Raw genomic sequence first — 12,266 nt, forward strand, 5'->3', positions numbered from 1 at the left:
AAATGAATTTCGAAAATGTCATGCAATCACAAATTTACCCTCCCATGCATCACTGTGTAAGCGTTACAAAAGATAGAGATGATCTTATAGCCGTTTGGTATTCGGCTTCATATGAGAAGGCACCTGATAGCGTTATTCATTTATCCAGAAAACATTTTGATAAGTGGACAGATCCCGTAACCGTATTTAAGATGCCGGGTTTCGGTGTTGGCAATCCGGTAATATGGAAAAGTCCTGAGGACGAATTATGGCTATTTTTAGTCATCTTGACCGAAAATGATTGGCAAAGCGCTTTAATTTGCCGGAAAAAATCAAAAGATCATGGAGAAAACTGGAGTGAGTTAGAAATTATTTCTAATATAAAAGGCATTATGACAAAGGGAAGACCCATTGTTTTGAAAAATGGAAATTATCTTTTGCCGGTTTACGATGAGAAAAAGTGGACATCCATGATCTTAATCTCTGAAGATGGAAACAATTGGAAGTTGTACGGAGAAACAACCGTTACCGGCTTAATTCAACCTGTTGTGGTTGAACTTGATGATGGAATCCTCATGATGATGAGTAGATCTAAGATGGGAAAAGTATACGTTTCATATTCTTTCAACGGTGGGCTAAGTTGGATGGCCTCCGCACAAACTGACATTCCCAATCCAAATAGTAGCATAGATGTTGTAAAATATAAAGATATGCTTGTGCTTGCTCATAATCACACCCAAACAGGAAGAAATAGAATGGATCTTTTGTTTTCTAAGAATGAAGGGCGGAACTGGTCAGGCCCTTTTTGCGTGAAAGAGGCAGATCGCGGAGAATATTCTTATCCGTGGTTACTTCAAGATGAAAAGCAGTTACACCTTTTCTTTACGGATAACAGAATGAATTTCATACATTCATTTTTTGAAGATGGTGATTTTGAAAAGAGGTAAAGTATGAATCAACCTTTGAAAATTTCTTTGAATTCTCAAAATTCGTTTAAATTCAAAGATTTAACCGTGAAAATTTCAGAATTAGACGCTTTTTTTGATGGAAATGCAGAAGTCCATTTTCATTTCAGCGACCTTTACATGGTTATTTCCGGGAAAGCAACTGTTATAATTGGAGATAAATTCACAGGCGGCGTTGAAATAGAAGATGGTGAAATAAGAAACTGCAAAATTGAAAATCCGGTAGAATATGGAATCAAAAAGGGTGATTTACTTCTTATACCGGCTGGATTTGCACATAAAGTTAAAACAGGCAGGTCTAAACTCATGCAGTACGTTATAAAAATTCCTCGAAAGGAGGGGATTTAACATAAAGATCGCAATTGTCGGAGAAAATCTAATCGATTTGTTCAAAATAGATGATTCATTTGAACCACATGTCGGAGGTTCTCCGTTGAACATAGCGGTAGGAATTGCACGACTTGGAGGACATGTCAGTTACATAACTAAATTTTCTTACGATTTTTTCGGAGAAATGCTAAAAGATACGTTAAAGCAAGAAAACGTGGATATATCTTTGAGTATGACGGACTGTGATCTCCACACAACCCTTGCCTTTGCATTTGTAGATGAAAGAAAGGTTCCAAAATTCGCCATATGGAACAGATCGACTGCCGATAGCGCTTTGTCGTATGAAGATCTCTCTAAAATAAGAATAGATGAATTTGATGCCTTTCATTTCGGTTCAATTCTTTTTGCAACCCCCGCAGCGGATCACATATTGAAATTCATGGAAGATGTTAAGAAAATGGGCAAATACATCTTCTTTGATCCAAATTACAGGCCACATATTGCCAAAGATGAGAATAAATACAAAGCGGATCTTTTAAAAGGCTGGAAGTTATCGAATATTGTCAAATGCAGCATGGAAGACGCAAAATCGATCTTTAACCTTGATGATTTTGAAGATATCGTTGAAATGGTAAAATCTATTGGTAAAACGGTCATAACTGACGGAGAAAACGGCGCGTACGTCATTTCGAAAACTGTAACTCATATTCCGGCGATACGCGTTAACGTTGTCGATACTACCGGATGCGGTGATGCATTTATGGCAGGCTTTATATATGAATTCGCGAGGAATGATTTTAATGAAGAGAATTTGGTGTCCGCGTCTAAATTTGGAACGGTAACTGCTGGAATGGCCGCTCAAAAGATAGGCGCAATAACGTCTTTTCCAAAACTTGAAGAAGTCAAAAGGTTTTTAAAGAATTTGAAAGAGGGATCCAATGGTTAGCATAAAGGACATAGCAAAAAGTGTTGGCGTTTCAACTGCCACGGTATCAAAGGCTTTGAATCACAAGAATGGCGTAAGTCAGGCGGTTAGAAATCAAATTATGGAAAAGGCCAAAGAAATGGGTTACGTCGTTAACGGCCTTGCAAGAGGCATGAAAATATTCAAGACCTTTACAGTGGGTGTGCTCGTTTCTGATATAAAAAACCCGTTTTTCAGTGAGGTCATCTCGGCCATGGAAAGGGTGCTTTACGCCAAAAAATACAATCTTATGATATGTAACGTCGGAGAAAATCCCCAAAAAGAAGTTGAATATCTTGAACTGCTTGTTTCTAAAAAAGTAGACGGTCTTATCGTGGCTCCAGCGGCGGAAGGTCAAAATCTTTCAATTTACAGGAATATGGTAAGGCATGGGATGAAGATCGTCCTTTTCGATAGGCTTATCGATTCTGTCAACTGTGATTCCGTTGTAATAGACAACCGTGCCTCTATTTATGAGGTGACAAAATATCTCAAAGATCGCGGCCACAAAAAGATAGGATCAATATATGGTATAGAAAGAAGTTATACAGGACACGAACGGTTAAACGGATTTAAAGAAGCAATGCAGGAATTAAATCTTGAATATCACAAAGAATGGGTAAGAAGCGGTTTTTTCAGAGAAGAAGATTCATACAAGCAATCTCTTGATATTTTAGCAAAAAGTTCAAAACCGACGGCTATTATAGCGATGAACAACTTTTCCACATTAGGTCTTATGAGGGCTGTCAAAGAATTGGAAATAAAGGTTCCGGATGATCTTTCGATAATAGGTTTTGACGATGCCGAATGGATGAAAGTATGTTCTCCTTCCATCACCACGGTTATTCAGCCTGCAGATGCCATTGGGATGACGGCTGCGACGTTGCTTTTAGATGCCATTGAAAACGAGAGTTCTCATATACCTCAACATATTGTTCTAAAAGCAAAATTGATAGAAAGAGAATCCGTTAAAAGTTTGATATAATAAATCAAATTATGACAAAAGGAGTTATGATTGAAAAACGTAGAAAACTACACGTTGGGTGAAGAGATTGCCAACGCTGTAACGCACGGAATCGGAACCTTGCTTGCAATAGCCGCCCTTGTGGTCTTGGTGATTTTCTCTACTATTTATGGAGATATGTGGTATATCGTAAGTTTAACCATATACGGATCGTCGTTGGTCATACTTTACACGATGTCGACAATTTATCATGCCCTGCCTCGGGGCAAGACAAAGGATATCTTCGAAATATTCGATCATTCTTCTATATTTCTTTTGATAGCAGGTACTTACACGCCATTTGAACTCATAACCCTCAGAGGTCCTGTAGGATGGACATTGTTCGGGATCACGTGGGGCATGGCTGTCATCGGTATACTTTTCAAAGTTTTCTTTGTAAAGAAGTTTGTTATTCTTTCGACATTGATCTACATAATAATGGGCTGGATGATAGTCTTTGCCATAAAACCATTGTTTGAGAAATTACCAATTGATGGCATTATCCTCCTCATAATCGGAGGAATCTTTTATACGCTTGGTACTATTTTTTACATCCGAAGAAAAATGAAATACCACCATGCCATCTGGCATCTTTTCGTCATAGGTGGCAGCGCAATGCATTTTTTTGCCATTTTGTTTTACATCCTGCCCCTTGCGTCGATCTTTCATCAATAGAGAAATTCAAAGGCCATATTACAGATTTCGACCAGATCAATCCCTAAGATTCACACTTTGATCTCCCGCATTTTTTATTGCCGAATGTTGATCGTTTTCCTGCGAAGATATCTAATGAAATTGAAAACGCGCAGATCAAAAAAATGAAAAAATTATATCACAAACTTGACGAAATCAAGACCGTGATGTAAAATTGATTTGGCTTTATTAAAAGGAGAGACACTATGCTCTATTTAGCTCATATTGCGAAATCAGAAAATGGTTTTAGATATCAAACGCTTGAAGAACACCTTGAAAGCACAGCATTCCTTGCACGGCGATTTTCTGAAAAATTCGAAGCACCTCAGTGGGGATATCTTGCGGGTCTTTGGCACGATCTCGGAAAGTATTCCGATCAATTTCAGGAAAAATTAAAAAGAATAACGGAAAATAAACCTGATATGCATGTCGATCATTCGACTTACGGCGCTCAAAGAGTTTGGAAATCGGAAAAGTTTGGCAAAATAATCGCTTATGCAATTGCAGGTCATCATTCCGGACTTCCGGATGCAATAGGGGAGGACTCGTCTATTCAATTTCGCCTTCAAAAAGAAGTTCCGCACGTTAATGAAACATGCATTCCGAAAGAAATACTTTCGTACCCGGATTTAACCACTGATTTTTTAATCGGCTGGTTCAGAGGCCTTTCAGATACTAAAAGGGCATTCGCACAGTCATTTTTCATCCGTATGATTTATTCATCGTTGGTCGATGCCGATTTTTTGGATACTGAAAAATTCATGGATCCTCAAAGATATTCGAAAAGATCTCAATTCAAAAAGATTCCGGAACTCAGAAAGATCTTCATCGACGAAATGGAAAAATTTCAAAACCAAAAATTATCGGAAGGTAAAGAAATAAACAAGGTAAGAAATGAGATTTACAAAGCGTGTCTTGGAGCAGCCCAGCAGCCTCAAGGTATTTTTTCGCTTACCGTCCCGACTGGTGGAGGTAAAACGCTTTCATCCCTTGCTTTTGCATTTGAACACGCTATCAAGTACGATCTTGAAAGGATCATATACGTGATACCTTACACAAGCATAATAGAGCAAAATGCCGAAGTCTTCAAAAGCATACTTGGTAATGATGCCGTAATTGAACATCATTCGAATTACGTTGAAAAGGATGACGATAAAGAAGATGAAGAAGCCAGAAGGGTATTGGCATCGGAAAACTGGGATGCACCGATTATCGTTACAACGAATGTCCAGTTTTTCGAGTCTTTGTTTTCAAACAGAACATCAAGGGCAAGAAAAATACATAACATTGCCAAAAGCGTCGTAATTTTGGATGAAGCGCAGATGATTCCGGCCGATTATCTGTATCCGTCGATGGAAGTTCTTCGGGAATTGTCTTCTCACTACGGAACGACGATAGTTTTGTGCACCGCCACACAACCCGCTTTGAACAAACGGGAAAATTTCGAAGGGCTTGAAAATGTAAGAGAGATAATTTCTGATCCAGAGAAATTGGCAAAAGATTTAAAGCGTGTCCATGAAAAGTACATAGGAGAAATCGATGACCAAACGCTTGGACAAAAACTTGCCTCCGAAAAACAGGTGCTTTGCATCGTCAACAGTCGAAGAAATGCCGTCGATCTTTACAAAGCGCTTGAAGATCGGAGCGATAAGGAAGGCAACTACCATCTCAGCGCTCTGATGTGCCCGGTACATCGAAGTAAAGTTTTGAAAGAGATAAGGCAAAGGCTGAAAGATGGAAACACCTGTCGGGTCGTGAGCACTCAACTTGTGGAAGCGGGAGTGGACGTTGATTTTCCCGTTGTTTATAGGAGCCTCGCAGGACTTGATTCGATAGTTCAGGCAGCGGGAAGATGCAACAGGGAAGGTAAATTGAAATATGGCGATCTTTTTGTCTACAAACCGTCTAAAGGGATTCCTGCCATTTCGGATTTCAGACCGAGAGCAGAAGAAGCAGAAAGAATAATAAATCAAAACTGCGACGGTTTTCTTTCTTTGAATTCGATAAATGATTTTTTTGAATCATATTACTGGAGGAAAGGAAATAATCTTGATAAAAAGGAAATATTAATTGATTTCAAAGAAGGTCTTGCAAAATTGGACTTTCCGTTTAAAAAAATTTCAGAAAAATTTCATATAATAGAAGATATCCAAAAACCTGTTTTTATCCCTTACGATGAATTGGCAGAAGATCTTATAAATCATTTGAGATATCATGTGTCAATTGAAATCCTGAGAAAACTTCAACGTTATACGGTTCAGATACCAGAAAGAACCATCCAGCAACTTCAAAATGCAGGATATTTGGAACCCTTTAACGATGAATTTTGGACATTAACCGAAATCGGCAGAAAGGAGGTTTACAGCGAAAATATCGGGTTGACGCTTGATACACCTGAATTTTATCAGGTAGAAACAACGATTTTGTGATGAAAGGGGGTAGAATTGTGGCTTTCGGAATTAAATTGAAGATATGGGGTGATTACGCATGTTTTACCAGACCGGAAATGAAAGTTGAGCGGGTGAGTTACGATGTGATAACTCCATCTGCAGCCCGTGGCATCTTAGAGGCCATTTACTGGAAGCCTTCAATAATCTGGCGAATTGACAAAATACACGTTTTAAAACCCATACGCTTTACAAATGTCCGCAGAAATGAATTAGAGCATAAAATATCCGTAGTAAATGTCAAAACGGCGATGAAAGATCCCGAATACAAACTCGAAACCTTTATAGAAGACGAACGCCAACAACGTGCTGGATTAATTCTCAAAGACGTTGCTTACCTCATATATGCACATTTTGAAATAACAGACAAAGCTGGTAAAGATGATCCAACAGACGTTAAACCTGAAAAGCACCTTGAAATATTCACGCGTCGGGCATCCTCGGGGCAGTGTTTTCACCATCCGTATTTCGGAACGAGAGAATTTTCAGCAAATTTTTCTTTGATTGAAGACAAACTTCCCGAGTCTGAACTTCCACAAGATCAAAGAAACAAAGATCTCGGCTGGATGCTGTACGATATTGATTTCGATCACAACATGGAAGCACGTTTTTTTAGGGCTAAAATGAAAGACGGTGTGATCGATGTACCACCTTACAAGGAGGTATTCAAATGATCCTTCAAAAACTTTATCTTTATTACCAGAGACTAAATCAAAATTCGGAATCAAAGATAGCACCACCTGGATATTCAACCGAAAAAATCCATTTTGCGATTGTAATAAATAAAGAAGGTGAAGTTGTCCGTGTCATGGATCTGAGAGAAACTGACGGGAAGAAAAAGTACCCTAAAAGTCTTGTTGTGCCTCAAATATTTCAAAAAAGGACAAGTGGAAAAAAGGCAAATTTTTTATGGGACAATTCAAAATATGTTCTTGGAATAGACAAAGAAAAATCTCAGGATGCACTCGAATGCTTTGAAATATTCAAACTTTACCATGCCGAAATGGGTAAAAACTGTGTGGATGAAGGGTACAAAGCCTTACTTTTGTTTTTGGAAAAATGGAAACCCGAAAATATAGAAAATTTAGACTACAAAGAAGAGATTCCGGAATCCAACATAGTTTTCAAACTTGAAATCGATGCAAATATTTTTCTTCATGAACGATCGGCGTTAAAGCAATTATTGATGGAAATAAGATCACAGAACGAAGCCGCAACTGTATCACAGTGTCTTGTCAGCGGAGAAGATGAACCAATACCCAATATACACCCTTCGATAAAAGGCGTCAAAGGAGCGCAATCTTCAGGTGCTGCAATCGTTTCTTTCAATATCGATTCTTTTAATTCTTACAATAAAAAACAAAACTTCAATGCCCCGATAGGTGAAACAGCTGCATTTTCCTACACTACGGCCTTAAATCATTTACTTGATAAAAATAGCCGTCAAAAGATTCAGATAGGTGATGCCACGACTGTTTTCTGGGCAGAACGTCAATCTCCGATTGAAGATTTTTTTGGCATGGCACTTGATCCTGAAAGTACTTCTGAGTCTGACAACAAAGAAATTTTTGATTTTCTGAATGCTGCCCGTGACGGTAAAAAAACAGAAAAAATAGATCCTGAAATTGGATTTTACATACTTGGCCTCGCACCTAACGTATCACGCATTGCTGTGAGATTTTGGTATGCTTCTACCGTCGGTGAAATTGAAAGCGCTCTCGGTCAACATTACTCGGATATGAGAATAGATCGGAATTCTCCGGAAAAAGAAAGCGAATATCCCGGAATATGGCGGCTTTTAAAAGAAACAGCCGTACTCGGTAAAAGTGACAACATAAATCCTAATCTTTCCGGTGCATTCGTGAGATCCATTTTGACTGGTGACTATTACCCCTATGAACTCTTAAGTGTAACATTGGAAAGAATAAAAGCAGACAGAGACGTGAATTATTACCGTGCAAGTTTGATCAAGGGTTACCTTTCAAGAAAATACAGGAAGAGAAATTTAAGATTGGAGGTTAATATGAGTTTGAACACTGAATTGAAAGATCCAGGTTATCTGTTGGGACGTTTGTTTGCGGTCATTGAAAAAGTTCAGGAAGAAGCAAACTCAAACGCGACTATAAAAGACAGATATTTTTCTTCGGCATCTGCGACGCCACGTGCAGTCTTTCCACAACTGATGAGATTATCGCAGTATCACTTTGCCAAACTTGAAGGCGGAAGAAAGACTAACATGGAAAAACTTGTTCAGGAAATAGTAAATGACGTAGACACTTTTCCGGCGCACCTTGATATGGAAGAGCAGGGCATGTTTGTGCTTGGCTATTACCAGCAAAGAAAAGATCTTTTCACGTCCAAGAAAGAAAATTTGAAGGGGGAATGAAATATGGCAAATCAAATTCAAAATCGATACGAATTTGTTTATCTCTTTGACGTTGAAAACGGAAATCCGAACGGTGATCCCGATGCCGGAAATATGCCCAGAATAGATCCGGAAACGAATTTTGGAATTGTCACGGATGTTTGCTTGAAAAGGAAAGTGAGAAATTACGTTGATGTTAAATTCAACGATAAATCTCCCAACAGAATTTATATCCGCGAGAAGTCTATTCTCAACAACACTCATAAAGAAGCGTATGATGCAAATGGCATTAAACTATCAGATAGTGATGATAAGAAGAGAAAAGGCTCAGGTGATGAAGTTGAAAAAGTGCGTAAATGGATGTGTGATAACTTCTATGATATCCGTACCTTCGGTGCAGTTATGTCGACAGGCATAAATTGCGGTCAGGTAAGAGGGCCTGTACAGATCAACTTTGGGAAAAGTGTGGAATCAATAATGCCTCTTGAGATAACCATTACGCGTATGGCTGTGGCCACTGAAGATGAAGCCAAAAAGCAGCAGGGAGACAATCGAACGATGGGACGCAAGCATGTCATTCCTTATGCCCTTTACAAAACTGAAGGGTATGTTTCGGCATTTCTTGCGAATCAAACGGGTTTTAACGAAGACGATCTGAATCTTTTCTGGGAAGCACTTTTGAACATGTTTGAACATGATCATTCAGCGGCACGTGGAAAGATGAACGCAAGAAAATTGATCGTCTTCAAACATCAAACCGCTCTCGGCAATGCTCCATCGTACAAATTATTCGATGCCGTAAAGATTGACAGAGTGAACAAAAACGATCTGCCTTCGAGAAATTTTGAAGATTACGAGATAAAACTTGTCAGAGATAGTGTACCGCAGAACGTTGAAATAATAGAGATGCTTTAGATGTACGATGAATCGGAACTCATACCGATTTCTGCATTGCAACATTTCGTGTTTTGCCCGAGACAGTGCGCTTTGATCTTTATCGAAGGAATATGGAAGGATAATTCTCTCACGGTGCAGGGGACAAATCTGCACCGGAGGGCTCATACGCCGGGTTTGGAATCAAGGCTGAATGTGCGTAAAATTTTTGACATGCCTCTCAGATCTTTAACGTTAGGACTTATAGGAATGGCGGACGTTGTGATGAAAGACAGAAATGGAAGTTATATTCCGTTAGAATACAAACACGGAAGACCAAAGATGAAAGAAATGGACACAGTGCAACTGTGTGCCCAAACTCTGTGTTTGGAAGAAATGACAGGTAAAATCATAGACAAAGGTTTTATATACTATTTTGGAACCAGGAAACGAATTGATGTGGTTTTTGATCGAAAATTAAGGGATCAGACGCTGAAAACAATTGAAAAAGTTAGAAATTTATTTCAAAACCATCAAACGCCTCTTCCAGTTTTTTCAACGAAATGTAAATCATGCTCTTTAGTCGATCAATGCTTACCATCCACCATTGAGAAGTCCCAAAAAGTTCAATCATATCTTTTAAAAATGACAGAAAATGATCCTGAAGGTGGTTCACAATGAAAAGAATTTTGAATACTTTGTTTGTGAATACTCAAAAGATCTATCTGAAAAAAGAAGGCAACACCGTGGTCGCAACACTTGATAAAAAAATCATTCTGCAATTGCCTCTTATAAATATCTCAAACATAGTTTGTTTTGGAAACATTCGAGTAAGTCCAATGCTTCTTGGAAATTGCGCAAAGATGGGAGTAGGAATTTCATTTTTAACTGAAAACGGAAGATTTTTGGCTAAAGTTCAAGGTCCTACTGCTGGAAATGTGCTCTTGAGAAGAACTCAATTCAAATTGGCAGACGATCCTGTTAAATCGACAGAAATTGTGAGAAATATAGTCATAGCTAAAATTGCAAATTCTCGAACGGTTTTACAAAGAGCATTGCGCGATCACGCAGAAAAAGTCGATAATAAAAAATTAGGAGAAGCAGCGACTAAATTAGAAAGAAATATAATAATGGCTCAAAGAACTGAAAATATAGATTCTTTGCGTGGTATTGAAGGAAGTTCGGCTCAAGTATATTTCGAAGTTTTTAATGAATTGATAGTTGCACAAAAGAATGATTTTATATTCAAAGAGAGATCGCGTCGTCCGCCACTTGATAAAGTGAATGCATTGTTGTCTTTCGTTTACACTTTACTTTACAACGATATACGTTCATCTTTGGAAACAGTGGGCCTCGATCCCGCAGTTGGATTTTTGCATACAGATAGACCTGGTAGAATGTCTCTTGCTCTTGATATGATGGAAGAATTTCGTCCTTACTTTGCGGATCGCTTGGTACTTTCTATGATAAATTTGAAAGAAATAGGGCCAAGTGATTTTAAACTTTTGGACAACGGTGTGCTTTTGATGAAAGATACAGCCCGCAAAACGGTTCTAACGACTTATCAGAAAAGAAAGCAGGATGAGATTTACCATCCATTTGTAAAAGAAAAAATGCACCTTGGGCTTGTCTTTTATACTCAAGCTTTGCTCATGGCACGATTCATCAGGGGAGACATTGACGGATATCCCCCATTTATCTGGAGGTAAAGGATATGATGATACTTGTGAGTTACGACGTGGCAGAAGATGAGGGTGGCAAAAAAAGATTAAGACATATTGCTAAGATTTGTGAAAATTACGGACAGCGCGTTCAGTATTCTGTTTTTGAATGTCTTGTAGATCCAGCACAATGGGAGAAACTCAAACAAGAATTGATAGATAAAATGAATCCAGATTACGATAGTCTTCGCTTCTATTTTCTTGGTGCAAATTGGCAAAATAGAGTCGAGCATATTGGAGCTAAAAAGGTTTATAATCCAGAAGGGCCTTTAATGATCTGATATGCGAAGTATGATCAAACGCATAAACACTGGACGATTCGCAATTAAAGCGTTTCCTTGAATTCAAAAGCGAATTGGATAAAAATTTCTTTTTATTTACGTCAATAACAACAGATATGCGTAAATGATTCTTAAACATCAGTATTCACAATAGTTTGTTTAGTCACAGTCGCACCCTACACGGGTGCGTGGATTGAAACACACAGTACAAAAGAGTTGCAGCGTAAGTTATCGTCGCACCCTACACGGGTGCGTGGATTGAAACTGATGATGTAGTGAAAATTATGTTCTGGCTGATCCTTGTCGCACCCTACACGGGTGCGTGGATTGAAACTTGGTTTGCAATGGAAATGAACGAAGAAAGGTTGGGTCGCACCCTACACGGGTGCGTGGATTGAAACTGTCCATCATCGCCGGAGCGATGCCTTTGTCAATGTCGCACCCTACACGGGTGCGTGGATTGAAACTTTGATAGAGGCTAAAGATATCCCGACCGTCAGAGTCGCACCCTACACGGGTGCGTGGATTGAAACTTACTCTGAAGATTACTTAACTACATTAAGTAATCGTCGCACCCTACACGGGTGCGTGGATTGAAACATATACGCTCTCACATAACGAAAATCTGAGTAGCGGTCGCACCCT

At 38.8% G+C, this 12,266-nt stretch carries 12 protein-coding genes and 1 CRISPR repeat array; all 12 genes read left to right on the forward strand.

From position 1 onward, the window contains the following. Positions 1-2: 2 nt before the first annotated feature. The 12 genes from ACP5NR_RS06315 (at position 3) to cas2 (ending at position 11,621) form a co-directional block, all read left to right on the forward strand. Entirely contained in the window at positions 3-926 is a 924-nt protein-coding gene (locus tag ACP5NR_RS06315) for an exo-alpha-sialidase (RefSeq protein WP_428005646.1), read from the forward strand. Between the two features lie 3 nt (positions 927-929). Then, positions 930-1,292, forward strand: a complete 363-nt coding sequence (locus ACP5NR_RS06320; protein WP_428005645.1) for a hypothetical protein — start codon at positions 930-932, stop codon at positions 1,290-1,292. A gap of 13 nt (positions 1,293-1,305) precedes the next feature. Beyond that, positions 1,306-2,220 carry a carbohydrate kinase family protein gene (locus ACP5NR_RS06325; protein ID WP_428006145.1) on the forward strand — a complete coding sequence of 305 codons (915 nt, stop codon included), beginning with the start codon at positions 1,306-1,308 and terminating at the stop codon, positions 2,218-2,220. Next, entirely contained in the window at positions 2,213-3,223 is a 1,011-nt protein-coding gene (locus ACP5NR_RS06330; protein WP_428006133.1) for a LacI family DNA-binding transcriptional regulator, read from the forward strand. The genes ACP5NR_RS06325 and ACP5NR_RS06330 overlap by 8 nt, the downstream gene beginning before the upstream one ends. Before the next feature lie 30 nt (positions 3,224-3,253). Next, positions 3,254-3,916, forward strand: coding sequence for a PAQR family membrane homeostasis protein TrhA (gene trhA, locus ACP5NR_RS06335; protein WP_428006134.1), 663 nt, complete (start codon positions 3,254-3,256; stop codon positions 3,914-3,916). Between the two features lie 224 nt (positions 3,917-4,140). Further along, positions 4,141-6,363, forward strand: coding sequence for a CRISPR-associated helicase Cas3' (cas3, locus tag ACP5NR_RS06340; protein ID WP_428006135.1), 2,223 nt, complete (start codon positions 4,141-4,143; stop codon positions 6,361-6,363). A 17-nt stretch (positions 6,364-6,380) separates the two neighbouring features. After that, complete coding sequence (cas5c, locus tag ACP5NR_RS06345) at positions 6,381-7,055, forward strand: type I-C CRISPR-associated protein Cas5c (protein ID WP_428006136.1); 675 nt, start codon at positions 6,381-6,383, stop codon at positions 7,053-7,055. Further along, positions 7,052-8,767, forward strand: a complete 1,716-nt coding sequence (gene cas8c / locus ACP5NR_RS06350) for a type I-C CRISPR-associated protein Cas8c/Csd1 (RefSeq protein WP_428005651.1) — start codon at positions 7,052-7,054, stop codon at positions 8,765-8,767. The genes cas5c and cas8c overlap by 4 nt, the downstream gene beginning before the upstream one ends. A gap of 3 nt (positions 8,768-8,770) precedes the next feature. Continuing rightward, positions 8,771-9,661, forward strand: coding sequence for a type I-C CRISPR-associated protein Cas7/Csd2 (gene cas7c, locus ACP5NR_RS06355; protein ID WP_428005652.1), 891 nt, complete (start codon positions 8,771-8,773; stop codon positions 9,659-9,661). After that, positions 9,662-10,300, forward strand: a complete 639-nt coding sequence (gene cas4, locus ACP5NR_RS06360; protein ID WP_428005653.1) for a CRISPR-associated protein Cas4 — start codon at positions 9,662-9,664, stop codon at positions 10,298-10,300. Continuing rightward, on the forward strand, positions 10,297-11,328 hold the full coding sequence (gene cas1c / locus ACP5NR_RS06365) for a type I-C CRISPR-associated endonuclease Cas1c (protein ID WP_428006137.1): 1,032 nt from the start codon (positions 10,297-10,299) through the stop codon (positions 11,326-11,328). Before cas4 ends, cas1c begins: the two co-directional genes overlap by 4 nt. A 5-nt stretch (positions 11,329-11,333) precedes the next feature. Beyond that, positions 11,334-11,621: a CRISPR-associated endonuclease Cas2 gene (cas2, locus tag ACP5NR_RS06370; RefSeq protein WP_428006138.1), complete on the forward strand. Its 288-nt coding sequence runs from the start codon at positions 11,334-11,336 to the stop codon at positions 11,619-11,621. A gap of 168 nt (positions 11,622-11,789) precedes the next feature. Next, positions 11,790-12,222: a CRISPR direct-repeat array (repeat unit 33 nt; unit sequence GTCGCACCCTACACGGGTGCGTGGATTGAAACT). Positions 12,223-12,266: the final 44 nt, after the last annotated feature.

This window comes from Athalassotoga sp. (assembly GCF_049965695.1).
In the GTDB taxonomy this organism is placed as follows: Bacteria; Thermotogota; Thermotogae; order Mesoaciditogales; family Mesoaciditogaceae; genus Athalassotoga.

Coding starts and splice junctions, on each gene's coding strand:
- ACP5NR_RS06330 (WP_428006133.1), top strand. CDS start 2,213: ATGGTTAGCATAAAGGACATAGCAAAAAGTGTTGGCGTTTCAACTGCC.
- ACP5NR_RS06320 (WP_428005645.1), top strand. CDS start 930: ATGAATCAACCTTTGAAAATTTCTTTGAATTCTCAAAATTCGTTTAAA.
- cas2 (WP_428006138.1), top strand. CDS start 11,334: ATGATGATACTTGTGAGTTACGACGTGGCAGAAGATGAGGGTGGCAAA.
- cas1c (WP_428006137.1), top strand. CDS start 10,297: ATGAAAAGAATTTTGAATACTTTGTTTGTGAATACTCAAAAGATCTAT.
- cas3 (WP_428006135.1), top strand. CDS start 4,141: ATGCTCTATTTAGCTCATATTGCGAAATCAGAAAATGGTTTTAGATAT.
- cas8c (WP_428005651.1), top strand. CDS start 7,052: ATGATCCTTCAAAAACTTTATCTTTATTACCAGAGACTAAATCAAAAT.
- cas7c (WP_428005652.1), top strand. CDS start 8,771: ATGGCAAATCAAATTCAAAATCGATACGAATTTGTTTATCTCTTTGAC.
- cas4 (WP_428005653.1), top strand. CDS start 9,662: ATGTACGATGAATCGGAACTCATACCGATTTCTGCATTGCAACATTTC.
- ACP5NR_RS06315 (WP_428005646.1), top strand. CDS start 3: ATGAATTTCGAAAATGTCATGCAATCACAAATTTACCCTCCCATGCAT.